This window comes from Streptomyces sp. NPDC008086, assembly GCF_042957325.1.
In the GTDB taxonomy this organism is placed as follows: domain Bacteria; phylum Actinomycetota; class Actinomycetes; order Streptomycetales; family Streptomycetaceae; genus Streptomyces.
This window is the reverse complement of record NZ_JBIBIA010000007.1, coordinates 173,552-195,099: the sequence shown is the minus strand read 5'-3', so window position 1 is coordinate 195,099 and position 21,548 is coordinate 173,552. Positions and strand designations below refer to the sequence as shown.

Sequence of the window (21,548 nt, the reverse complement as noted above, 5' to 3'; positions counted from 1 at the left end):
GATTTCCGAGGAGTTGTGGTCCGGGCCGAGCAGGCCCCGCCACTCACTTCTGCTTGGGGGGTTGGGGTCAGCCCTCGACCGTGATGCCCATGGAACGGGCGGTGCCGGCGATGATCTTCGCGGCGGCGTCCAGGTCGTTGGCGTTGAGGTCGGGCATCTTCGTGGTGGCGATCTCGCGGACCTGCGCCTCGGTGATCTTGGCGACCTTGGTCTTGTGCGGCTCGCCGGAGCCCTTCTCCACGCCCGCGGCCTTGAGGATCATCTTGGCGGCCGGCGGCGTCTTGGTGATGAAGGTGAAGGAACGGTCCTCGTAGACCGTGATCTCCACCGGGATGACCCAACCGCGCTGCGACTCGGTCGCGGCGTTGTAGGCCTTGCAGAACTCCATGATGTTCACGCCGTGCTGACCCAGCGCGGGGCCGACCGGCGGAGCCGGGTTGGCGGCACCGGCCTGGATCTGGAGCTTGATGAGCCCCGTGACCTTCTTCTTCTTGGGAGGCATAGCTCTCCGGGTCCTTTCGATTGAGGCGTGCCTCCGCCCGGGTCGCGTCCCGGATGAAGGCATACCGCACAACGATAACGGGTATAGATGCGCGGTCAAAAACGAAGCAGGTCAGGCGGCTCACTCGAAGCCCACCTGACCTGACCGACCTAGGGACGCGGGGAACTGAGCGACCAGCCCCCACGCGCCCGCAGGCGAAGAACTAGTTCTTCTGGATCTGATCGAACGAGAGCTCGACCGGCGTCTCGCGCCCGAAGATCTCCACCAGACCCTTGACCTTCTTCGAGTCGGCGTTGATCTCGTTGATCGTGGCCTGCAGCGTGGCGAACGGGCCGTCGGTGACGGTGACCGAGTCGCCGACCTCGAAGTCCAGGACCTGGACCTCGACCTTGCGCTGCGGAGCGGGCTTGCCCTCGGCCTCGGCGGCCTCGCGGGCGGCCTTCTCCTCGGCCTCCGGGGCGAGCATCTTGACGATCTCGTCCAGGGTCAGCGGGTACGGGTCGTAGGCGTTGCCCACGAAGCCGGTGACGCCGGGGGTGTTGCGGACGACGCCCCAGGACTCGTTCGTCAGGTCCATGCGGACGAGGACGTAACCAGGCAGCTTGTTCTGCTTGATCGTCTTGCGGTCGCCGTTCTTGATCTGGACGACCTCTTCCTGCGGCACCTCGGCCTGGAAGATGTAGTCCTCGACGTTCAGCGAGACGGCGCGCTGCTCCAGGTTGGTCTTCACGCGGTTCTCGTAACCGGCGTAGGTGTGGATGACGTACCACTCGCCGGGGAGCGTGCGGAGCTCGTCACGCAGGGCGGCGACGGGATCGACCGGCTCGGCCGGCTCCTCCTCGGCGTCCTCTTCCTCGTCCTCGACGGCCTCGACGTCACCGCCGGACTCGTCCTCCACGTGGAGCGCGGCCTCCTCGGCGGGCTCGCCCGCCTCGGCCTCGGCAGCCTCGACCTCGTCCAGGTCCTCGTCCGCGCCTTCGACGATCTCGAGCTCGTCTTCCACGGACTCGACACCCTGCCCGTGTGGCTCGATGGCGTCGTTCACGTTCTGGTCAGACACGGTGGCTGCTTCTTCCTGGATACATAGGGGTGGAACATGCGAAAGGGGCGCCGGTAACCGCGGCGCCCTTCGCTCTTGGCTCAGCCGAAGACGTACTTGGCGGCGTGGTCGAGCCCATAGTCAATCACGGTCACCAGGCCGATCATGATGACGACGAAGATGATCACCACGGTGGTGTACGTCGTCAGCTGGTTGCGCGTCGGCCAGACAACCTTGCGGAGCTCCGCGATGATCTGGCGGTAGAAGAGCGCGAGTCGCTTCAGCGGGCCCTTCTTGGCGCGCTTGCCACCCTTACGGGTCTTCTTGGACTCCGGCGCCTCGTCCTGGGCATCAGGCATGTCGATGGAGCCCACGGCGTCCGTCACTCGTCCTCACCTGATTCCGGGTCGTGGCCGTGCCGCGCCCGGTCTGAGCCGCACGGCGGTGCATTGCTGTACGTACATGCGCACACATCCTGGCGAAGGTGTGTGTAGCAGGGCCGGAGGGACTTGAACCCCCAACCGCTGGTTTTGGAGACCAGTGCTCTACCAATTGAGCTACGACCCTTTGTGTGCCCCCCAACGTACCGCATCCGAGCGGGTGCACGGTGTGCACACGGTGACTGCGGGCCGCTGAAGGCCAACGAGGTGAGAGTGTACGTGGTCCTGGGCGCGCCGTCGAACAGAAAGTGCCCGTGGGAGCGTTGACCGGCGAAAGATCGGCCGAAGATCACCGGTCCTCGGGTGCAAGATCCGCTGGCCGCGGCCCGGATCCGCACGGTTGTTCAGCTGATGTTCAGTCTGTGAAACCCCCGTGCCGGGCGCGTTTCCTGTCTGAAACGATGGGTCCCATGAGCGCTGCAACCCCTCCCACCGAGCGCCGGGTCTCCGCCCGAGTCGGCGCGATCTCCGAGTCCGCCACCCTCGCCGTGGACGCCAAGGCCAAGGCCCTCAAGGCCGCCGGGCGTCCGGTGATCGGCTTCGGCGCCGGTGAGCCCGACTTCCCGACCCCGGACTACATCGTCGAGGCCGCCATCGAGGCCTGCAAGAACCCGAAGTTCCACCGCTACACCCCGGCCGGCGGTCTGCCCGAGCTGAAGGCCGCCATCGCCGCGAAGACGCTGCGCGACTCCGGCTACGAGCCCGACGTCTCGCAGATCCTCGTCACCAACGGCGGCAAGCAGGCGATCTACGAGGCCTTCGCCGCGATCCTCGACCCGGGCGACGAGGTCATCGTCCCCGCCCCGTACTGGACGACGTACCCGGAGTCGATCCGTCTCGCCGGCGGTGTCCCGGTCGAGGTCGTCGCCGACGAGACGACCGGCTACCGCGTCTCCGTGGAGCAGCTGGAGGCGGCCCGTACGGAGAAGACGAAGGTCGTCCTCTTCGTGTCGCCGTCCAACCCGACCGGCGCCGTCTACAGCGAGGCCGAGACCGAGGCGATCGGCCGCTGGGCCGTCGAGCACGGCCTGTGGGTGATGACCGACGAGATCTACGAGCACCTGGTCTACGGCGACGCCGTGTCCGTGTCGCTGCCCGCCGTGCTGCCCGAGCTGCGCGACAAGTGCATCGTGGTCAACGGTGTCGCCAAGACGTACGCCATGACGGGCTGGCGGGTCGGCTGGATCATCGGCCCGAAGGACGTGGTGAAGGCCGCGACCAACCTCCAGTCGCACGCGACGTCGAACGTCTCGAACGTGGCGCAGGTGGCCGCGCTCGCCGCCGTCTCCGGCGACCTGGACGCCGTGGCGAAGATGCGCGAGGCCTTCGACCGCCGCCGCAAGACCATCGTGCGGATGCTCAACGAGATCGACGGCGTGGTCTGCCCCGAGCCCGAGGGCGCCTTCTACGCGTACCCGTCGGTGAAGGCCCTCATCGGCAAGGAGATCCGCGGCAAGCGCCCCCAGGACTCGGTCGAGCTGGCCGCGCTCATCCTGGAGGAGGCCGAGGTCGCGGTCGTTCCGGGCGAGGCCTTCGGCACGCCGGGCTATCTGCGGCTGTCGTACGCGCTCGGTGACGAGGACCTCGTCGAGGGCGTGAGCCGGATCCAGAAGCTGCTGGCGGAGGCCAGGGACTGACCGTCCACTCACGTGAGTAGACGGTGAGCGGGCCGTTCCCTCGGGGAACGGCCCGCTTTCGTCGTGTGCGCGTGCGAGCAAGACCACGTTCGGGGAAAGCGCTACCGGGACGGGCGGGGCGTGCGGCAGGATCCTGGAATGGAGCGTGTACGTGATGTCTCTGAACTGCCGAAAGCCCATCTGCACCTGCACTTCACCGGCTCGATGCGGCCCACGACCCTGCTGGAACTGGCCGACAAATACGGTGTACGCCTGCCCGAGGCGCTGACGGATGCGCTGACCAGCGGGGAGCCGCCGAGGCTACGGGCGACGGACGAGCGGGGCTGGTTCCGCTTCCAGCGCCTGTACGACGCGGCGCGGTCGTGCCTACGGCAGCCGGAGGACATCCAGCGCCTGGTCAGAGAGGCCGCGGAGGAGGATCTGAGGGACGGCTCCGGCTGGCTGGAGATCCAGGTGGACCCCACCTCGTACGCGCCCCGGCTGGGCGGTCTGATCCCGGCTCTGGAGGTCATTCTGGACGCCGTCGAGACCGCGTCGCGGGACACCGGGCTCGGGATGCGTGTCCTGGTCGCCGCGAACCGTATGAAGCACCCTCTGGACGCCCGCACGCTGGCCCGGCTTGCGGTGCGGTACGCCGACCGGGGTGTCGTCGGCTTCGGGTTGTCGAACGACGAACGCCGGGGCATGGCAAGGGACTTCGACCGCGCCTTCCACATCGCCGGTGAGGGCGGCCTGCTGTCGGCCCCGCACGGTGGCGAGCTGACCGGCCCGTCCTCGGTCCGTGACTGCCTGGACGACCTGCACGCCAACCGGATCGGTCACGGGGTGCGGGCGGCGGAGGACCCGCGGTTGCTGAAGCGCCTCGCGGACCGGGGCGTGACGTGTGAGGTGTGCCCCGCCTCGAACGTCGCCCTCGGCGTCTACGAGAAGCCCGAGGACGTCCCGCTACGGACGCTGTACGAGGCCGGCGTGCCGATGGCCCTGGGCGCCGACGACCCCCTGCTCTTCGGCTCGCGGCTGGCCGCGCAGTACGACATCGCGCGCCGCCACCACGCCTTCACGGACGAGGAGCTGGCTGAGCTGGCGCGTCAGTCGGTGCGGGGGTCGGCGGCGCCGGAGGAGATGAAGGCGAAGCTGTTGGCGGGGGTGGACGACTGGCTCGCGCAGCCCCAGTGACGCGTCCTACGCGCAGTACACGCAGTACACGCAGTACGCGTCCTAGAGGCTGACGCCGACCGTCACCGGCTCGTTGACCAGCGTGATGCCGAAGGTCTCCCGGACGCCCGCCACGACCTCGCGGGCGAGGCCCAGGAGGTCCTCGGTGGTCGCGCCGCCGCGGTTGGTGAGAGCGAGGGTGTGCTTGGTGGAGATACGGGCGGGGCCGGTGCCGTATCCCTTGGTGAAGCCCGCCTTGTCGATGAGCCAGGCCGCGGAGGTCTTGGTGCGGCCATCGCCCACCGGGTACGCGGGCGGCTCCACGCCGGCGCCCAGGTGCTCGCGCACGCGCGCGTGGAACGCTGCGAACTGTTCGTCGGTGAGGATCGGGTTGGTGAAGAAGGAGCCGGCCGACCAGGTGTCGTGGTCCTCGGGGTCCAGGACCATGCCCTTCCCGGTACGCAGCTTCAGCACGGTCTCGCGCGCGGCGGCCAGGGGGACACGGTCGCCGGGTTCGACGCCGAGGGCTCGGGCGGTCTCGGCGTACTTGATCGGGGCGGAGAGGCCTTCGGCGTCCTCCAGCCGGAAACGGACGCGCAGGACGACGTAGCGCTCTGGGTCGGCCTTGAAGCGGCTGTGGCGGTAGGAGAAGGCGCAGTCGGCGTTCGGGATGACGACGGTCTCGCCTGTCTGTCGGTCGTACGCGATCACCTCGGTGATCGTCGAGGAGACCTCCTGGCCGTACGCACCGACGTTCTGGATCGGCGTGGCGCCTGCGGAGCCGGGGATTCCGGCGAGGCACTCGATTCCGGCGAGGCCTGCCTCCACGGTCCGGGCGACGGCGTCGGTCCACACCTCGCCGGCGGCCAGTTCAAGCGCGGTGCCGTCCAGCTCGAACCCCTTGGTGGCGACGACCAGCGCGGTGCCCGCGAAGCCCTTGTCCCCGATGACCAGGTTCGATCCCCCGCCGATCACCAACAACGGCGTCCCCTCGGCGTCCGCCTCGCGCACGACGTCGATGACCTCGGCGTCGGTGGTGGCGGTGACCAGCCGGGTGGCGGGGCCGCCCAGGCGGAAGGTGGTCAGGGGGGCGAGGGAGGCATCGTGGAGTTCCTGCACGCGCTCAAGAGTACGAGACGCCTGCGGCGGCCTGTTGGTGTTGGGTGGGGCGGGGGCTTGCGGGGGTGTCAGCTCGGGCCGATGCCTGCGGCGGCCTGTCGGTGTTGGGTGGGGGCGCACCGGCCCAGACCCTTCCAGCCCATCTGATGTTCGGGGACGGGTCCTTGCCATCCCGAACCCCCACCCACCCGTAGGGGCTCCGCAGGCCCAGGCACCCCCAGCCCGTCTGAGGTTCGAGGACGGATCCTTGCCACCTCGAACCCCCCACCCACCCGCAGGGGCTCCGCAGCCCAGGCACCCCGCCAGCCCGTCCGGCGTTTGAGGACGAGGCCCGGAGGGCCGATGGCGGGGTCTGGGGCGGCAGCCCCAGTGGGGTCGAAGGGGCGGAGCCCCTGGGGATGGGACGGGTAGGGGCGGCGGGGGCGAGAAAACGCTTCGCCAACCCCTGCCACCCCGTTAGGCCACGTCACCCGGCGATAGTCTCCAGAGTCGGCGCCTGCTCGGTCGGGCTCACAGCCCGGCTGACCGGCCGCCGGCGAGGGATCAGCAGAGCCGCAACCCCGGCGAGACCAACCACCGCCGCCCCCGTGACCAGCGCGGGCCGAAGGCCGTCCACGAAGGCCTGGCCGGTCTCATAGCCACCCTGCGCGGAGAAGATCGACGCCATCACGGCAATACCGAGCGCCCCACCGACCTCCCGCAGCGCGTTGTTCGCGCCGGAGGCAATGCCCTGTTCAGAAGCCCGCACACTGGACATCACCAGATTGGCCGCCGGCGCGAAGAACAGCGCCATGCCGACGCCGCTGATGATCAGACCGGGCAGCTGCGCGGCGTACGAGGCATCGACGGTGACCACGGAAGCCATGTAGGCGAGCCCGGCCGCCTGGAAGAACAGCCCGGTGGCGACGACAGGCCGCCCACCGATGCGGTCGGAGAGGATCCCGGCGATCGGCGCGACAAGCATCGGCATCCCCGTCCACGGCAGCATCCGCAGCCCCGCCTCGGTCGGCGAATACCCGAGCACCCCCTGCATGTACTGACTGAGCAGGAAGATCGACCCGAACATCCCGAGGAACATCAGCATGCTCGCGGCGTTGATCCCGGAGAACGCCCGGGAGCGGAACAGCCGCATCGGCAGCATCGGGTTCCTGGCACGGGTGCTGTAGAGCACGAACCCGACGAGCAACGCCCCTCCGGCGAACAGGCCGGTCAGCACCAGATGGCCGGTCCACCCGTCGGCAGGCCCGCGCACCAGTCCGTACACGATCCCGAACAGACCACCGCTGGCCAGCAGGGTGCCGGGAAGGTCTAGCGGGGAGCCGGTGCCGTGCGACTCGGCCAGGCGCAGGCGGGCCAGCGGCAGCAGGGCGAGGCCCAGTGGGACGTTCAGCCAGAAGATCCACTGCCAGGAGATGTGTTCGGTGAGGCTGCCACCGATGAGCGGCCCGGACGCGACCGCGAGCCCGTTGACGGCACCCCATATGCCGTACGCCATCCCGCGCTTGGCGGCGGGCACGGCGGCCGTCAGCAGGGTCAGCGTCAGCGGCATCATGATCGCCGCGCCGACGCCCTGTACCGCGCGGGCCGCGATGAGCAAGTCGAGGCCCGGCGCGAGGGCCGCGGCGGCGGACGCGCCGGTGAAGATCGCTATGCCGACGAGGAAGAGCCGACGGCGACCGAACCGGTCACCCAGCGCCGCCCCGAACATCAGCAGGACGGCGAAGGTGAGTGTGTACGCGCTCACCGTCCACTCCAGGTCGGGCAGCGATCCGCCCAGGTCCTCGCGGATGGACGGCAGCGCCGTGGTGACGACGAGGTTGTCGAGGGCCGCCATGAACCCGGCGACGCTGGTGATGACGAGGGCCCATACGGCCCCTCCGAGGCCGCTTGCCCGTGCGCTCTGTTCGGTCTGGTGTGACATCGCTCCCCCAGGGGTGATGCGTTCCGGTTCCTGTTGACGAACTCTTCGCCTTGGGTAGTTATCGATTACTAACTTCTGCGCTCATGGAGAAGCGCGGCGATCCACGCCGCCCCCTCCTTACTTACGGCTGCCCCTCAGCCGCCTTGGGCGGCTCCATCCCGGCCCAGACACGGTGCTCGGGAGGGAAACCCATGGCCACCAGGCAGTTAATGAGCATTCCGTACGCCATGAAGGTCGTCGTCTCGTTGACGTCCGCCCCCAGCGGCACGTGGACGGTGTCCCACAACCGCATCCAGCCGGCCCGCACGGCCTCGCCGAACTCGTGGTCGCCCTCCTGCTCGGCGGCCGCCACGGCGAGGTACATCTGCATCTGCATCATCAGTCGCTCGGGCTGCTCAGAGACGACCTTCCGGTACGCGACCCCCATGGCATGCAGGGCCTCTTCACCCTCCAGCCCCTCGGAAGCCTCCGCGAACATCCGGGTGGTCTCCTCCACGCAACGTTCGGCCGCCGCCAGGAAGATCGCCTTCTTGCCCGGGAAGAGCCGGAAGAGATACGGCTGCGAGACGCCGACACGCTTGGCGATCGCCTCGGTCGACGTGCCGTAGTAGCCACCGCGAGCGAACTCGGTCGTCGCCGCGCGGATGACGCTCTCACGCCTCTCGGCTGCACTCATCCTGACCATGTGAAGTAAGTTAGTACTCAATCACTAACTAGGTCAAGAGGTGCGGCGGAAATGTGCCGCGACCCAAACATGTAAGGGGCGCCCCTCCATGGAGGGCGCCCCTTACCGCACGGCACGCGCGTGTCGCTACGCCAGCTGTACGACCGCCCGCGACATCCCGAGCACCTTCTGCCCGGCGCTCTTCACGAGCAGGTCCACGCGGACCCTGTTGTCGTCGAGCTTGGCCGCGACCTTGCCGCTGACCTCGATCGTGGCGCCCTCGTCGTCGTTCGGCACGACGACCGGCTTGGTGAAGCGGACGCCGTACTCGACCACCGCGGCCGGGTCGCCGGTCCAGTCGGTGACCACCCGGATCGCCTCGGCCATGGTGAACATGCCGTGCGCGATGACGTCCGGCAGTCCGACCTCCTTGGCGAACTTCTCGTTCCAGTGGATCGGGTTGAAGTCTCCGGAGGCGCCCGCGTACTGGACGAGGGTGGCACGAGTCACAGGAAAGTTCTGGGCGGGCAGCTCGGTGCCGACCTCGACGTCACCGTAGGCAATCTTCGCCGTCATCGGTCTCAGGCCTGCCCTTCTTCGGCGTCCAGGCCGCGGGCCACGAGCTTCATCCAGGCGGTCACCACATGCTCGCCCGCCTCGTCGTGGATCTCGCCGCGAACGTCCAGGATGTCGTTGCCCGCCATGGTCTTGACCGCCTCGATGGTCGAGGTGACGGTCAGCCGGTCGCCGGCGCGCACCGGGCGGGTGTAGGCGAACTTCTGGTCGCCGTGCACCACGCGGCTGTAGTCAAGGCCGAGCTGCGGGTCCTGGACGACCTGTCCGGCGGCCTTGAAGGTGATCGAGAAGACAAAGGTCGGCGGGGCGATCACATCGGGGTGACCGAGCGCCTTGGCGGCCTCCGGGTCCGTGTACGCCGGGTTGGTGTCCCCCACCGCTTCGGCGAACTCACGGATCTTCTCCCGGCCCACCTCGTACGGGTCGGTGGGCGGGTAACTCCGCCCCACGAAGGACTGGTCGAGCGCCATGGCTCGGCACCTCCTGCTGTCTGCTGCCGTTGACCTGCTGGTTCACCTGAGTCGGCCCCAACCGACCGGTAACCGGGGCGAAAACGACGCGAGGCCGCCCCCCGACTGAGGGGGCGGCCTCGCGTACGAGCCTGATTTATCGCGTTTCGCGGTGCGCGGTGTGCGCGTTGCAACGCGGGCAGTGCTTCTTCATCTCAAGGCGGTCCGGGTTGTTACGCCGGTTCTTCTTGGTGATGTAGTTCCGCTCCTTGCACTCCACGCAGGCCAGCGTGATCTTCGGGCGGACGTCGGTGGCAGCCACGTGAGTGCTCCTTGACGAACGGATAGGACTGAATTAACGCATAAAAGAGTAGCCGATCGAAGGACCGACCCCACAATCGGCTACTGTCAGTAGCGGTGACCGGACTTGAACCGGTGACACAGCGATTATGAGCCGCTTGCTCTACCGACTGAGCTACACCGCTGTGATGCGATCGGCCCCCGCCTTGCGACGGGAACCTCCCACACCAGAGCCCCAATACGGAATCGAACCGTAGACCTTCTCCTTACCATGGAGACGCTCTACCGACTGAGCTATTGGGGCGAGCGATGAAGACATTACACGCTCGGCAGCCGTTCACCCAAATCCGTTTCGCGGCCCCACCCGAGGGCTGATCGGCGGGGCGCACAGACGCCTCGCAGGCCACTGCGGTCCCGCGGGACGCGGCTCCGTTCGGCGGACCACACCGGTACGACTATTGCGCTCCTGCGCGCCAGGGCGGTATCGCCACCCTAGGCTCGACTCACTCTGCGTGATCTTGCGTGCCCGGCGTATCCCCCGGCACCGTTCCCCGCAGCCCGATGCGCAGCCCCGAACCTCTGGAGCGCGATGCCCGACAGCCATCCCCAGCCACCCCACTCGTCGTCCTCGTCGGGTTCCTCCGGACCGGCCGACCCGGGTGCACTGCTGCTGTGCGGGGCGCGGCTCACCGACGGCCGGACCGTGGACGTACGGCTGGGCGGCGGGCGCATCGAGGCGGTCGGCACCGCCGGGAGCCTGGCGGGGGACGGCACGCGTGCGTACGCGCGCGTGGACCTCGGCGGCTATCTGCTCCTGCCGGCCCCGGCCGAAGCGCACGCCCACGGCGACACCGCCCTCTCCGCCGACGAGGGCGGCCCTGTCTCGTACGAGCCCCAGGACGTCCAGCGCCGGGCCACCGAGGCCGCCTTGCTCCAGCTCGGACACGGGGCGACCGCACTACGGGCACACGTGCGCGTAGGCGACGTCCAGGGGCTGGGCGCGCTGACCGCCGTACTGCAGGCACGGCGTTCCCTGCGCGGGCTCACGGAGTTGACGACGGTGGCGATGCCCCGGCTGCTGACCGGGGTGGCCGGTGCCGACGGGCTGGCGATGCTGCGGGACGCGCTGAAGATGGGCGCGTCCGTGGTGGGTGGCTGCCCGGATCTGGATCCGGATCCGACGGGGTACGTGGAGGCGGTCCTGGAGGTCGCCTCCGAGCACGGCTGCCCCGTCGACCTGCACACCGACGCCACCGACCCTGCCCGCCTGGCCCGGCTCGCCGCGATGGCCGGCGGACTGCGCCCCGGCGTGACCCTCGGCCCGTGCGGCGGCCTGGGCCGGCTGCCGGCCCAGACGGCCTCCCGCACCGCGGACCAGCTCGCCGCGGCCGGGGTGACGGTGGCCTGTCTGCCCCAGGGCGGCTGCGGGGGCGCGGAACGGCGGAGTACGGCGCCCGTACGACTGCTGCGCGCCGCCGGCGTACGCGTCGCCGCCGGAAGCGGTGCCCTGCGGGACGTGTCGAACCCGGTGGGGCGGGGAGACCCGCTGGAGGCCGCCTACCTGCTGGCCTCCCGGCACGGGCTGCGCCCCGAGGACGCGTACGACGCCGTGAGCGCCTCGGCACGCGCGGTGCTGGGGCTGCCCGAGGTGCGGGTGGAGGCGGGCTTCCCGGCCGAATTGCTGGCGGTGCGCGGGGACCGGCTGGCGGGGGCGCTGTCGCTGGCGTACAGCCGCATCGTGGTCCACCGGGGGCGCGTGGTGGCGCGGACCAGCGCGGTGCGGGAGTACTGCAACTCGGCCGTGGCGGCGGAGTTGGGGCTGCCACGGCAGGGGCGGGGAGAGCTGTCCTGAGGAGATGCGGGGCTGCGGCCCTGCGCGGGGCGGGGCACTCCGAAGGTGTGACAGGGGGCGGATTGGGGCGCACAGGGGTGCGCGGGCAGCTCGTGCGCCCGGTGTGTGCCCATGCGATGCGCCCCCTGTGAGGCAGTGATGCATGCACCTCGGAAGACGTGAGGCGCGGCTGAAGTCGTGCGGCGGATGCGTCCGTCCGGGCGTACGGTCGAAGACATGCGCATTGTCATCGCTGGTGGTCATGGTCAGATCGCGCTGCGGCTGGAGACGCTGCTCGCCGCGCGCGGGGACGAGGTCGCGGGGATCATCCGCAAGGCCGAACAGGCCGACGATCTGCGGGAAGCCGGTGCCGAACCGATCCTGCTCGACCTGGAGTCGGCCTCGGTCGAGGACGTCGCGGCACAACTTCAGGGGGCGGACGCGGCGGTCTTCGCCGCCGGAGCCGGCCCTGGCAGCGGAACGGACCGCAAGGACTCGGTGGACAAGGGCGCGGCCGTCCTGTTCGCGGACGCGGCGGTCCAGGCGGGCGTACGGCGCTTCCTGGTCGTCTCCTCCATGGGCGCGGACCCGAAGCACGAAGGCAGCGAGGTCTTCGACGCCTACCTGCGGGCCAAGGGCGGGGCCGACGAGTACGTCCGCGGCCTGGCCGGGCTGGACTGGACGATCCTGCGCCCGGGCATGCTGACGAACGACGCCGGAACCGGCCTGGTGCGCCTGGAGGCCCACACCGGTCGTGGCCCGATCCCGCGCGACGATGTGGCCGCCGTCCTCGCCGAGTTGCTCGACACCCCGGCCACGGCCGGCCTGACGCTCGAACTCATCAGCGGATCGGCGCCGGTGTCGGTCGCGGTGAAGTCCGTGGCGGGGAACTGAGGATGGGCCCGGCGGGCGTCCCCGCCGCACAGGAGGCGCTGTTGCGCCGCATGTACGAGGTCTTCTCGACGGACGAGCGCGAGCCGGTCATGGAGCGGTGCCTCGCCCCCGACGTGGACTGGCCGAACGTCCTGGACGGGGTCCGGCTGCACGGCCGCGAGGCGGTACGCGCCTACTGGGCGCGGCAGTTCGCCGCCGGGCATCCCCTCGTCCACCTGGAGGGTCTCCGGCCGGACGCGGACGGCGAGGCCGTGGTGGCGACCGTACGGCTCGGGATGCGAGACGCGTCGGGCGACGATCAGTGGGCGGAGGAGCGGGTCGAGCACGTGTACCGGTTCGGCGGGGACGGGCTGGTCGCGCGGATGGACGTGCGACCCCGTTCCTCGGGCGGCCCGGCCGCCTCGGGGTGAGGCAGGCGAGGTCGGTGTGCGAGGTCGGGACGCGGCGACTCGATGGCTCGGCAACTCCATGAATCGATGACTCGCGACTCGGCGTGTGAGGCGCCGCGTCGGCTGGGGCAGGGGGTTCTCAGAACAGCGGCAGCTGCCCGGGAAACTCGGGCACGACGTACCCGTCCAACGCGGGCTGTGCGGCGCCGAGTTGCGCCTGTCGCCTCGAACCGGGGCACGACACGAGTTCCCCGTGCTCCCGCGCGCCGGGCGGATCGTGCCGCGCGAAACGACCGGCGACGACGGCGATCTCACGACGGCACTCGGGGCAGCTTCTACGACGCGTGGACATGGCATCAGTGTGCCCCGGGCCTGGCCCTGGAACGCGAAAACCCCTCCGCTCTACGTTTCCGCAGATCGGAGGGGTTTTCCCCAGTGTGGCGGCGCCAGGATTCGAACCTGGGAAGGTAGAACCGGCAGATTTACAGTCTGCTCCCTTTGGCCGCTCGGGCACACCGCCGGGGTTGCTGCCGTTCGAACCGCTTTTCGGCGGTGCTCCGTGGCAACGACGTAAACAATACCCGATGTGGAGGGGTGCTTCGCCACCCGATTGATCGCCTCCCGGGGGACCAGGGGTGGCTAGGCTTGTCCGAATGCGGCCCGGGTTCCGCCCCGGGCTCGGCGGCCACCCCCACGCCCGCCGAGACGCACCCCATACGCACCCCGATACAAGGAGCCACAGGACATGGCCGACTCCAGTTTCGACATCGTCTCGAAGGTCGAGCGGCAGGAGGTCGACAACGCCCTCAACCAGGCCGCCAAGGAGATCTCACAGCGCTACGACTTCAAGGGCGTGGGTGCCTCGATCTCGTGGTCCGGTGACAAGATCCTCATGGAGGCGAACTCCGAGGACCGGGTGAAGGCTGTCCTCGACGTCTTCCAGTCCAAGCTGATCAAGCGCGGGATCTCGCTGAAGGCCCTGGACGCGGGCGAGCCCCAGCTTTCGGGCAAGGAATACAAGATCTTCGCGTCGATCGAGGAGGGCATCTCCCAGGAGAACGCGAAGAAGGTGGCGAAGATCATTCGCGACGAGGGCCCCAAGGGCGTGAAGGCCCAGGTGCAGGGCGACGAACTGCGCGTCAGCTCCAAGAGCCGGGACGACCTCCAGGCCGTGATCGCCCTGCTGAAGGGCAAGGACTTCGACTTCGCGCTGCAGTTCGTGAACTACCGGTGAGCTGCTGATCCGATCCCGGCCCCAGCAGCCAGCGGCTTCGGCTTCGGCTTCGGCTTCGGCTTCGGCTTCGGCTTCGGAGTGATGCTTTACGAGGAAGGGTGGGCACCCCTGGGTGCCCACCCTTCTCGCCTGCTGGCTGCGGTTCGGGGCTGTACTCGTCCCACTCAGTTGCGCGAGTGGCCGAACAGGAGGCGGTAGGCGATCAGGAGCACGAGGGAGCCTCCGATCGCGGCGGCCCAGGTGGCGCCGTCGTAGAAGTCCTTGGTGATGGGGTGGTCCAGCCAGCGGGCCGAGATCCAGCCACCGATGAACGCGCCGGCGATCCCGATGACAGTGGTGCCGATGAAGCCGCCCGGGTCGCGCCCCGGCAGCAGGAACTTGGCGATGGCCCCGGCCAGCAGCCCCAGAATGATCCAGCTGATGATCGTCATGCCGTGAACCCTGCCCCTCCGCGCTGTGCCTGCACTCGCCGGGCACTGTGATCTTGGGCGCGCTCGTTCGTGCTCTGTTGATGAACAGGACGTCACGGCGGCGTCCTCCGGTTGCGGCGATCAGTAGGGTTCCGGCCATGGAAGGGTCCAGCTCCGCCTCTTCCGAGCTGCGGCGCACCCTCGGTCTCGGGGACGCCGTGGTCATCGGACTCGGCTCGATGGTCGGTGCCGGAATCTTCGCCGCCCTGGGCCCTGCCGCCCGCGCGGCCGGGTCCGGACTGCTTCTCGGGCTCGCGGTCGCGGCCGTGGTCGCATATTGCAACGCCACGTCGTCGGCGCGGCTGGCCGCCCTGTATCCGGCCTCGGGTGGCACATATGTGTATGGCCGAGAGCGGCTCGGGGAGTTCTGGGGGTATCTCGCGGGCTGGTCGTTCGTGGTCGGTAAGACGGCCTCCTGTGCGGCGATGGCGCTCACGGTGGGCGCGTACGTCTGGCCGGGGCAGGCGCACGCGGTGGCGGTCGCCGCCGTGGTGGCGCTGACCGCGGTGAACTACGGCGGCGTCCAGAAGTCCGCCTGGCTGACACGGGCGATCGTGGCTGTGGTCCTGGCTGTCCTCGCTTGTGTGGTGGTCGTCTGTCTGGGGTCCGGGCAGTCCGACGCCGGGCGCCTGGGCGTCGGGGTCTCGGGCGGTGTGGAGGGCGTGCTGCAGGCGGCGGGGCTGTTGTTCTTCGCGTTCGCCGGGTACGCGCGGATCGCGACGCTCGGTGAGGAGGTGCGGGACCCGGCGCGCACCATCCCGCGGGCGATTCCGCTGGCCCTGGGCATCGCGCTGGCGGTGTACGTGTGTGTGGCGGTGGCTGTCCTTTCCGTGCTGGGGTCGGAGGGGCTCGGGCAGGCTGCGGCGCCGCTGGCCGACGCGGTGCGGGCAGCCGGGGTGCCGGGGATGGTGCCGGTGGTACGGGTGGGCGCGGCTGTCGCGGCGCTGGGCTCGCTGCTCGCCCTGATCCTGGGCGTCTCGCGGACGACGCTGGCCATGGCGCGCGATCGTCATCTGCCCGGCGTCCTGGCCACCGTGCATCCTCGCTTCCAGGTGCCGCACCGGGCAGAACTGGCCGTGGGAGTGGCGGTCGCTGTGCTGGCCGCCACGGTGGACCTGCGAGGTGCGATCGGGTTCTCCTCCTTCGGGGTGCTGGCGTACTACGCGGTGGCCAATGCCTCGGCGTGGACTCTCGATCCGGCGGCGACCAGGCGGTTCGTGCCGGCGGTGGGTCTTCTCGGGTGCGTCGTCCTGGCGTTCTCCCTTCCGGAGATCTCGGTTGTCGTGGGTGCTGGGGTGCTGGCGGTGGGTGTGATCGCGTACGGCGTGCGGCGGTGGATGGTGGGCCGTGGGGCGGTCGGGTGACCGGGAGGGCGGGCGCGCACGGCTTGAGGGCAGGCCGCTGAGGTACGCGGGGCGTCGCTGTCGGGGCTTGCCGGGGGCGGGCGAAGGAAGGGGGGCTGGCCGGGGCTGGGTAGGTGTCCGTCTGCGGGACGACCGGTTCGCTCAGAGGCGTGGGCCTGGGCTCCGGCGCAGGCGGGGCTGACTCGGGTGGTCGTCGCGGTCCGCTCAAGGGCCGTTGATCCACTCCACCGGCCGTCGGTCCATCGCCTCCCACCGTCGAGTCATTCCCGCCTCAGGACGCGGTGCCGTGGCGGCCGTGCGTATGCGGAAGTCGGCCCAAGGAGTCGGCTCCGCATCCTCGTTCGTCTCCTCGTACCAACCTGTGCCGTCGAGCCAGACGCGCAGCCACTCCTTGAGGCTCGGGGCGTCCACGTACCACGCCTGGTCGGTGTCGTCGGCATTCGGTTCGAAGAGGAGGACGGTGGCCTGAGGGCTGCGGCAGTCCACGCTGGCGTACATCGCGCAGCCCCAGTGGGATATGGGCAGGACTCCTTCGGGCCAGGGCCAGTCGGGGTCCTCGCGGCCGCTCTCGCGGTTGGCGAGGTACTGCGTGACGGCGGCGGGCTCACCGGCCGGAAGGCTGTCGAGCAGGGGCAACAGGCCGTACTCCGGGCCGAATCCGCCGTCAGCTATGCGCAGGTAGAGGTCGGCGAGCAGCGGTGGCAGGGGGAAGCCGAGAGCGGCCTCGGCGCGGGCCAGGGTGGCCGCGTCCACGGGCTCGGGAAGGGAGTCCAGCCCCACGGGCGGACGTTGCGGGCCTTGTCCGCCACGCTCGTCAGCAACTGCTCGTTCTCGGTCATGCATTCATGATGCAAGCCGCCACCGACAATCGATCCGGCCTGTGGACAACTGTGAGGCTGTGGAAAACCTTCGGCTTCCGTCCGAGGGCTTCGGACGGAAGCCGGTACGCCGCGAGGACTCCTACCAGCTCGATGCGAACGGCTGGTTCGTCGACACGATCTCGCGCCCCAGCGGGAACAACGAGACCGGGATCAGCTTGAAGTTGGCGATGCCGAACGGGATGCCGATGATCGTGACGCACAGGGCGAGACCGGTGACGATGTGCCCGATGGCCAGCCACCAGCCGGCCAGGACCAGCCACAGGACGTTGCCGACGCAGGACGGCGCTCCGGCGTCGTGACGCTCGACCGTGGTGTACCCGAACGGCCACAGGGCGTAGACGCCGATGCGGAAGGCCGCGATGCCGAACGGGATACCGATGATGGTGATGCAGAGCAGGAGGCCCGCCAGCATGTAGCCGAGGAACAGCCAGAAGCCGCTCAGGACGAGCCAGATGACGTTGAGGATGGTCTTCACTGTGGGGGGCCTGCCATCTTCTCGAGCCGGGCGATACGGTCCGCCATCGGCGGGTGTGTGGAGAACATTTTGGAGAATCCCTGACCTGGGCGAAAGGGGTTCGCGATCATCATGTGGCTGGCGGTCTCGATGCGGGGCTCGGGGGGCAGCGGGAGCTGCTTGGTGCCGAGTTCGAGCTTGCGCAGGGCGCTGGCGAGGGCGAGCGGGTCGCCGGTGAGCTGGGCGCCGGACGCGTCGGCCTCGTACTCCCGGGAGCGGCTGATGGCCAGCTGGATGAGCGTGGCGGCGAGCGGGCCGAGGATCATGATCAGCAGCATGCCGAGGATGCCTGGGCCTTCATCGTCATCGGAACGGCCGATCGGGATCAGCCAGGCGAAGTTGACGAGGAACATGATCACGGACGCGAGTGCGCCGGCGACCGACGAGATCAGGATGTCGCGGTTGTAGACGTGGCTCAACTCGTGCCCGATGACACCGCGCAGTTCGCGCTCGTCGAGGATGCGCAGGATGCCTTCTGTGCAGCACACGGCGGCGTTGCGCGGGTTGCGGCCCGTCGCGAAGGCGTTCGGCGCCTCGGTCGGGGAGATGTACAGACGGGGCATGGGCTGACGGGCCTGGGTGGAGAGCTCCCGGACCATGCGGTACAGGGCCGGGGCTTCGAACTCGCTGACCGGGCGGGCGCGCATCGCGCGCAGCGCCAGTTTGTCGCTGTTCCAGTACGCGTACGCGTTCGTACCCAGCGCGACCAGGACCGCGACGACGAGCCCCACACGTCCGAAGAGGCTGCCGATGACGATGATGAGTGCGGACAGTCCCCCGAGGAGGACTGCGGTCCTGAGCCCGTTGTGCCGGCGGTGCACGGTACGCCCTCCAAGTGGTGCGGCAGGGGAACCCTTTACTGGTCGATCTCCGATGCCACTGGTGCCCTGGTCTCACGTCCAGTGGACCCTTCTGTACTGGTCAACGCCAGGCGAGGGCCACGGGTTCCCTGGTGTGCGCGGCGGCGGGCGTGAGCCGTCCAGGTGAGGGCGCCGGCGCGCGTGGGGAGGCGGGTCGTCCCACGCGCGCGTACGGAACGCTCCCCAGGGTTCCGCCCGGGGCTCAGAAGAGGCCGGTGTCGGCGAAGCGCAGGATCAGCTGGGGGGCTCCGGACAGGGCGATGCCGACGACTCCGGTGAGGGCCATCGTGGCCGTCAGCGGCACGGGGACGAGGTGCCTGATTGCCTCGCCCTCGGGGGCGCGGAACAGCAGGGTCGTCCACTGGAGGTAGTAGAACAGCGCGATCACGACGTTGACGGCCATGACCACGGCCAGCCAGCCGAGACCCGCGTCGACGGCGGCGGAGAAGACGGTGACCTTGGCGAAGAGGCCGATGATGCCCGGCGGGAGCCCGGCGAGGCAGAGCAGGAAGAAGGCCAGGATCAGGGCGGACAGGGGGTTCCGCGCGTACAGGCCGCGGTAGTCGCTGATGCGGTTGAGGGTCTTCGTACGGCCGACGAGTGCGGCCACCGCGAAGGCGCCGAGGTTCACTGCGGCGTACATCAGGGCGTAGGCGACGGTGGAGCCGATGGACCGCTCGGCGTCGTCGGAGTACGCGGCGGCGGCGATCGGCACCAGGAGGTAGCCGGCCTGGCCGACGGAAGACCAGGCGAGCAGGCGAACCGCGCTGTACGCGCGCGTGGCCTGCTGCCGCAGGGCGCCGACATTGCCGACGGTCATGGTGAGCGCCGCCAGCGCCGCGAGCGCGGGGCCCCAGACGTCGGCGTAGGACGGGAGGGCGATGACCGTGATGAGGATCAGGCCGGTGAAGCCGACCGCCTTGCCCACGACCGACAAGTAGGCGGCGACGGGCAACGGCGCGCCTACGTAGGTGTCCGGCACCCAGAAGTGGAAGGGCACGGCGGCCGTCTTGAAGGCGAAGCCGATCAGGGTGAGGACTACTCCGGTCTGGGTGAGGGTCTGGAGCTGTCCGTCGACGTGCTGGATCCGGTCGGCGATCTGGGTGAGGTAGAGGGTGCCCGTGGAGGCGTACACGAAGCTGACGCCCATGAGGCTGACCGCGGTCGCGGTGACCGAGGACAGGAAGAACTTCAGGGCGGCCTCGGAGGACTTGCGGTCGCCATGGCGGAGGCCGACCAGCGCGAAGGCCGGCAGGGAGGCGACTTCGAGCGCGACGACGAGGGTCGCCAGGTCCCGGGAGGCGGGCAGCAGGGCGGCTCCGGCGGCGGAGGAGAGCAGCAGGAACCAGAACTCTCCTTCGGGGAGTTCCTTGTTGGCGTCCTTCAGTGCGGTGACGGACAGCAAGGCCGCGAGGAGGGCTCCGCCGAGGACGAGGAACTGGATGACCAGGGTGAACCGGTCGGCCGTGTAGCTGCACACGTCGGCGTCGCCGGTCAGGCAGAAGGTGGCGCGGTCGCCGTCGAGGAGCGGCAGGAGCAGGAGCAGGGAGGCGGCCAGGCCGGCCACGGACGTCCAGCCGAGCACGGCCTTCTTGCGCTCCGCGACGAACAGGTCGGCGACGAGGACCGCGAGTGCGACGACCGCGGCGACGGTGGGCGGCGCGATGGCGAGCCAGTCGACGGACTGGACCACCGACTCGGCCAGGGGCTGGGCCAGGCTCTGGGCCAGGGAGCTCATCGGGTGCCTCCTGCGAGGAGCTGCTGCACGGCCGGGTCGGTGAGGCCGAGGAGGGTCTTCGGCCACAGTCCGGCGAGGACGGTGAGGGCGACGAGCGGGGTCCAGGCCGCGAACTCGTACGTCTGGACGTCGGCGAGCTTCGGGGCGTCCTGCGGTGCGGCACCCATGCAGACGCGGCGGACCACGACGAGCAGGTACGCGGCGGTGAGCAGAGTGCCGAAGGCGCCGATCGCCATGAAGGTCAGGAAGGCCGGGCGACTGAGCTCGGGGGCGGGGTCGAACGCGCCGAACAGGGCAAGCATCTCGCCCCAGAACCCGGCGAGGCCCGGCAGTCCGAGGGAGGCGACGGCGGCGAACGCGAGCAGACCGCCGAGGCGCGGTGCCTTGCCGTAGAGCGCGGCGCCGGTCTGCTCGGCGAGGGCGTCGAGGTCGGTGGTGCCCGTACGGTCCTTCAGCGCGCCGACCAGGAAGAAGAGCAGGCCGGTGATGAGGCCGTGGGCGATGTTCGCGAACAGCGCGCCGTTCACGCCGGTCGGGGTCATCGTGGCGATGCCGAGCAGGACGAAGCCCATGTGGCCGACGGAGGAGTAGGCGATGAGGCGCTTGAGGTCGCCCTTCGCGCCCTGCTTGGCGAGGGCCAGGCAGGCCAGGGATCCGTAGATGATCCCGACGACGGCGAAGGCGGCGAGGTACGGCGCGAAGTCGGCGAAACCGTCAGGGGCGATCGGCAGGAGGATACGGACGAACCCGTACGTTCCCATCTTCAGCAGGACGCCCGCCAGCAGGACCGAGCCGACGGTCGGCGCCGCGGTGTGGGCGTCGGGCAGCCAGCTGTGCAGTGGCCACATCGGCGTCTTGACCGCGAGCCCGAGCCCGATCGCCAAAACGGCGATGACCTGCACGGATGCGGTCAGCGGCCGGCCGTTGTCAGTGGCGAGTGCCACCATGTCGAATGTGCCCGCCTTGAGTCCGATCAGGAGCAGGCCGAGCAGCATGACCACGGAGCCGAGCAGCGTGTAGAGGATGAACTTCCAGGCGGCCGCGGCCCGGCCCTCGCCGCCCCAGCGGGCGATGAGGAAGTACATCGGGATGAGGACCATCTCGAAGGCGAGGAAGAAGAGGAGCAGGTCGAGGACGGCGAAGGTGGCGAGGGTGCCGGACTCCAGGACGAGCAGCAGTGCGACGAAGGCCTTCGGGGTCGGGCCCGCGGGCAGCTTGAAGTACGAGTAGAGCGCGCAGAGGAAGGTCAGCAGCGCGGTCAGGACCAGAAGGGGGAGGGAGATGCCGTCGATGCCGAGGTGGATGCGCACATCGAGTGCGGGGATCCAGCTGATGTCCGTGCTGGCCTGCATCTTCGACGGTTGGTCGTGGTCGAAGCCGAGCGCGAGGACGATCGCCGCGATCAGGATCGCGCCGGTGACGGTGACGCCGTGCCGAAGCACGGCCTGCTCGGGCGACTTCCCCTTCAGCCCGGGCGGGGCCGGCAGGAGAGCGGCGGCCGCGCCGAGAAGCGGGCCGACGACGACGAACGCCAGAAGGAACTGCATCACGGACTCGTTGATATCGATCAC

22 protein-coding genes, 4 tRNA genes and 1 pseudogene are annotated in these 21,548 nt (G+C 69.6%); 7 read left to right on the top strand and 20 right to left on the bottom strand.

Going from position 1 to position 21,548, the window contains the following annotated elements; all coding sequences use genetic code 11:
• Positions 1-67: 67 nt before the first annotated feature.
• The 4 genes from rplK to ACFZBP_RS25430 form a co-directional block, all read right to left on the bottom strand.
• Positions 68-502: a 50S ribosomal protein L11 gene (gene rplK / locus ACFZBP_RS25445; RefSeq protein ID WP_028805116.1), complete on the bottom strand. Its 435-nt coding sequence runs from the start codon at positions 500-502 to the stop codon at positions 68-70.
• Between the two features lie 202 nt (positions 503-704).
• The gene (gene nusG, locus ACFZBP_RS25440; protein ID WP_062721680.1) at positions 705-1,562 is read right to left on the bottom strand and encodes a transcription termination/antitermination protein NusG; all 858 of its coding nucleotides are present in this window, start codon (positions 1,560-1,562) and stop codon (positions 705-707) included.
• 80 nt (positions 1,563-1,642) lie between these two features.
• Complete coding sequence (gene secE, locus ACFZBP_RS25435; RefSeq protein ID WP_062721677.1) at positions 1,643-1,927, bottom strand: preprotein translocase subunit SecE; 285 nt, start codon at positions 1,925-1,927, stop codon at positions 1,643-1,645.
• A gap of 108 nt (positions 1,928-2,035) precedes the next feature.
• A tRNA-Trp gene (locus tag ACFZBP_RS25430) sits at positions 2,036-2,108 on the bottom strand.
• Between the two features lie 283 nt (positions 2,109-2,391).
• Here ACFZBP_RS25430 and ACFZBP_RS25425 point away from each other — a divergent pair.
• Together ACFZBP_RS25425 and ACFZBP_RS25420 are read left to right on the top strand one after the other, a co-directional pair.
• Positions 2,392-3,618, top strand: a complete 1,227-nt coding sequence (locus ACFZBP_RS25425) for a pyridoxal phosphate-dependent aminotransferase (protein ID WP_062721676.1) — start codon at positions 2,392-2,394, stop codon at positions 3,616-3,618.
• 138 nt (positions 3,619-3,756) lie between these two features.
• Positions 3,757-4,794, top strand: coding sequence for an adenosine deaminase (locus tag ACFZBP_RS25420; RefSeq protein ID WP_391416350.1), 1,038 nt, complete (start codon positions 3,757-3,759; stop codon positions 4,792-4,794).
• A 42-nt stretch (positions 4,795-4,836) separates the two neighbouring features.
• Here ACFZBP_RS25420 and ACFZBP_RS25415 read toward each other — a convergent pair whose 3' ends face one another.
• The 8 genes from ACFZBP_RS25415 to ACFZBP_RS25380 all read right to left on the bottom strand — a co-directional run bounded on the left by ACFZBP_RS25415 (position 4,837) and on the right by ACFZBP_RS25380 (position 10,106).
• Positions 4,837-6,063 carry a UDP-N-acetylmuramate dehydrogenase gene (locus ACFZBP_RS25415; protein WP_391416348.1) on the bottom strand — a complete coding sequence of 409 codons (1,227 nt, stop codon included), beginning with the start codon at positions 6,061-6,063 and terminating at the stop codon, positions 4,837-4,839.
• 295 nt (positions 6,064-6,358) lie between these two features.
• Complete coding sequence (locus ACFZBP_RS25410) at positions 6,359-7,813, bottom strand: DHA2 family efflux MFS transporter permease subunit (protein WP_391416346.1); 1,455 nt, start codon at positions 7,811-7,813, stop codon at positions 6,359-6,361.
• Positions 7,814-7,934: 121 nt separating this feature from the next.
• On the bottom strand, positions 7,935-8,498 hold the full coding sequence (locus ACFZBP_RS25405) for a TetR family transcriptional regulator (RefSeq protein ID WP_391416343.1): 564 nt from the start codon (positions 8,496-8,498) through the stop codon (positions 7,935-7,937).
• Positions 8,499-8,624: 126 nt separating this feature from the next.
• Positions 8,625-9,053 carry a MaoC family dehydratase gene (locus ACFZBP_RS25400; protein WP_383452201.1) on the bottom strand — a complete coding sequence of 143 codons (429 nt, stop codon included), beginning with the start codon at positions 9,051-9,053 and terminating at the stop codon, positions 8,625-8,627.
• Positions 9,054-9,058: 5 nt separating this feature from the next.
• Positions 9,059-9,523 carry a MaoC family dehydratase N-terminal domain-containing protein gene (locus tag ACFZBP_RS25395; protein ID WP_383452199.1) on the bottom strand — a complete coding sequence of 155 codons (465 nt, stop codon included), beginning with the start codon at positions 9,521-9,523 and terminating at the stop codon, positions 9,059-9,061.
• Positions 9,524-9,659: 136 nt separating this feature from the next.
• Positions 9,660-9,824 (bottom strand): 50S ribosomal protein L33, encoded by a 165-nt coding sequence (gene rpmG / locus ACFZBP_RS25390; RefSeq protein WP_003948671.1) that lies wholly within the window; start codon positions 9,822-9,824, stop codon positions 9,660-9,662.
• Between the two features lie 90 nt (positions 9,825-9,914).
• Positions 9,915-9,987: transfer RNA gene (locus tag ACFZBP_RS25385), tRNA-Met, on the bottom strand.
• Between the two features lie 46 nt (positions 9,988-10,033).
• Positions 10,034-10,106: transfer RNA gene (locus ACFZBP_RS25380), tRNA-Thr, on the bottom strand.
• Positions 10,107-10,391: 285 nt separating this feature from the next.
• On the opposite strand from ACFZBP_RS25380, the gene ACFZBP_RS25375 reads away from it, so the two are divergent.
• The 3 genes from ACFZBP_RS25375 (at position 10,392) to ACFZBP_RS25365 (ending at position 12,937) form a co-directional block, all read left to right on the top strand.
• Positions 10,392-11,654: a hydrolase gene (locus ACFZBP_RS25375; protein WP_383452197.1), complete on the top strand. Its 1,263-nt coding sequence runs from the start codon at positions 10,392-10,394 to the stop codon at positions 11,652-11,654.
• A gap of 216 nt (positions 11,655-11,870) precedes the next feature.
• Positions 11,871-12,527, top strand: coding sequence for an SDR family oxidoreductase (locus ACFZBP_RS25370; RefSeq protein WP_383452195.1), 657 nt, complete (start codon positions 11,871-11,873; stop codon positions 12,525-12,527).
• 2 nt (positions 12,528-12,529) lie between these two features.
• A complete protein-coding gene (locus ACFZBP_RS25365; RefSeq protein ID WP_391416340.1) occupies positions 12,530-12,937 on the top strand; it encodes a nuclear transport factor 2 family protein in 408 nt (135 codons plus the stop codon).
• A gap of 118 nt (positions 12,938-13,055) precedes the next feature.
• Here the strand turns inward: ACFZBP_RS25365 and ACFZBP_RS25360 are convergent, their stop codons facing one another.
• Positions 13,056-13,268, bottom strand: a complete 213-nt coding sequence (locus ACFZBP_RS25360) for a hypothetical protein (RefSeq protein WP_234766817.1) — start codon at positions 13,266-13,268, stop codon at positions 13,056-13,058.
• Positions 13,269-13,354: 86 nt separating this feature from the next.
• Positions 13,355-13,436, bottom strand: a tRNA-Tyr gene (locus ACFZBP_RS25355).
• Between the two features lie 225 nt (positions 13,437-13,661).
• Here ACFZBP_RS25355 and ACFZBP_RS25350 point away from each other — a divergent pair.
• Positions 13,662-14,150, top strand: coding sequence for a YajQ family cyclic di-GMP-binding protein (locus ACFZBP_RS25350; RefSeq protein ID WP_019756392.1), 489 nt, complete (start codon positions 13,662-13,664; stop codon positions 14,148-14,150).
• A 164-nt stretch (positions 14,151-14,314) separates the two neighbouring features.
• Here ACFZBP_RS25350 and ACFZBP_RS25345 read toward each other — a convergent pair whose 3' ends face one another.
• Complete coding sequence (locus ACFZBP_RS25345; RefSeq protein WP_383452190.1) at positions 14,315-14,581, bottom strand: GlsB/YeaQ/YmgE family stress response membrane protein; 267 nt, start codon at positions 14,579-14,581, stop codon at positions 14,315-14,317.
• A gap of 137 nt (positions 14,582-14,718) precedes the next feature.
• Here ACFZBP_RS25345 and ACFZBP_RS25340 point away from each other — a divergent pair, with 137 nt between their 5' ends.
• Positions 14,719-15,984: an amino acid permease gene (locus tag ACFZBP_RS25340; protein ID WP_391416337.1), complete on the top strand. Its 1,266-nt coding sequence runs from the start codon at positions 14,719-14,721 to the stop codon at positions 15,982-15,984.
• 204 nt (positions 15,985-16,188) lie between these two features.
• Here the strand turns inward: ACFZBP_RS25340 and ACFZBP_RS25335 are convergent.
• From ACFZBP_RS25335 to ACFZBP_RS25315, 5 genes and pseudogenes are all read right to left on the bottom strand, one after another.
• Positions 16,189-16,823, bottom strand: a pseudogene (locus tag ACFZBP_RS25335) (SMI1/KNR4 family protein).
• A gap of 121 nt (positions 16,824-16,944) precedes the next feature.
• Positions 16,945-17,340 carry a YccF domain-containing protein gene (locus ACFZBP_RS25330; protein ID WP_383452184.1) on the bottom strand — a complete coding sequence of 132 codons (396 nt, stop codon included), beginning with the start codon at positions 17,338-17,340 and terminating at the stop codon, positions 16,945-16,947.
• Positions 17,337-18,200: a zinc metalloprotease HtpX gene (gene htpX / locus ACFZBP_RS25325; RefSeq protein WP_383452182.1), complete on the bottom strand. Its 864-nt coding sequence runs from the start codon at positions 18,198-18,200 to the stop codon at positions 17,337-17,339. The genes ACFZBP_RS25330 and htpX overlap by 4 nt, the downstream gene beginning before the upstream one ends.
• A gap of 241 nt (positions 18,201-18,441) precedes the next feature.
• Complete coding sequence (locus ACFZBP_RS25320; RefSeq protein ID WP_383452180.1) at positions 18,442-19,977, bottom strand: NADH-quinone oxidoreductase subunit N; 1,536 nt, start codon at positions 19,975-19,977, stop codon at positions 18,442-18,444.
• Positions 19,974-21,548 (bottom strand): NADH-quinone oxidoreductase subunit M, encoded by a 1,575-nt coding sequence (locus ACFZBP_RS25315; RefSeq protein ID WP_391416334.1) that lies wholly within the window; start codon positions 21,546-21,548, stop codon positions 19,974-19,976. Before ACFZBP_RS25315 ends, ACFZBP_RS25320 begins: the two co-directional genes overlap by 4 nt.

Bases quoted from the DNA above. Each gene is read 5' to 3' on its own strand.
- ACFZBP_RS25395 (WP_383452199.1), bottom strand. From the start codon at position 9,523: ATGGCGCTCGACCAGTCCTTCGTGGGGCGGAGTTACCCGCCCACCGAC.
- ACFZBP_RS25340 (WP_391416337.1), top strand. From the start codon at position 14,719: ATGGAAGGGTCCAGCTCCGCCTCTTCCGAGCTGCGGCGCACCCTCGGT.
- ACFZBP_RS25375 (WP_383452197.1), top strand. From the start codon at position 10,392: ATGCCCGACAGCCATCCCCAGCCACCCCACTCGTCGTCCTCGTCGGGT.
- ACFZBP_RS25420 (WP_391416350.1), top strand. From the start codon at position 3,757: ATGGAGCGTGTACGTGATGTCTCTGAACTGCCGAAAGCCCATCTGCAC.
- ACFZBP_RS25405 (WP_391416343.1), bottom strand. From the start codon at position 8,498: ATGGTCAGGATGAGTGCAGCCGAGAGGCGTGAGAGCGTCATCCGCGCG.
- ACFZBP_RS25415 (WP_391416348.1), bottom strand. From the start codon at position 6,063: ATGGCAAGGACCCGTCCCCGAACATCAGATGGGCTGGAAGGGTCTGGG.
- ACFZBP_RS25400 (WP_383452201.1), bottom strand. From the start codon at position 9,053: ATGACGGCGAAGATTGCCTACGGTGACGTCGAGGTCGGCACCGAGCTG.
- ACFZBP_RS25410 (WP_391416346.1), bottom strand. From the start codon at position 7,813: ATGTCACACCAGACCGAACAGAGCGCACGGGCAAGCGGCCTCGGAGGG.
- ACFZBP_RS25350 (WP_019756392.1), top strand. From the start codon at position 13,662: ATGGCCGACTCCAGTTTCGACATCGTCTCGAAGGTCGAGCGGCAGGAG.
- ACFZBP_RS25360 (WP_234766817.1), bottom strand. From the start codon at position 13,268: ATGTCCACGCGTCGTAGAAGCTGCCCCGAGTGCCGTCGTGAGATCGCC.
- ACFZBP_RS25345 (WP_383452190.1), bottom strand. From the start codon at position 14,581: ATGACGATCATCAGCTGGATCATTCTGGGGCTGCTGGCCGGGGCCATC.
- ACFZBP_RS25365 (WP_391416340.1), top strand. From the start codon at position 12,530: ATGGGCCCGGCGGGCGTCCCCGCCGCACAGGAGGCGCTGTTGCGCCGC.
- rplK (WP_028805116.1), bottom strand. From the start codon at position 502: ATGCCTCCCAAGAAGAAGAAGGTCACGGGGCTCATCAAGCTCCAGATC.
- ACFZBP_RS25425 (WP_062721676.1), top strand. From the start codon at position 2,392: ATGAGCGCTGCAACCCCTCCCACCGAGCGCCGGGTCTCCGCCCGAGTC.
- ACFZBP_RS25370 (WP_383452195.1), top strand. From the start codon at position 11,871: ATGCGCATTGTCATCGCTGGTGGTCATGGTCAGATCGCGCTGCGGCTG.
- ACFZBP_RS25320 (WP_383452180.1), bottom strand. From the start codon at position 19,977: ATGAGCTCCCTGGCCCAGAGCCTGGCCCAGCCCCTGGCCGAGTCGGTG.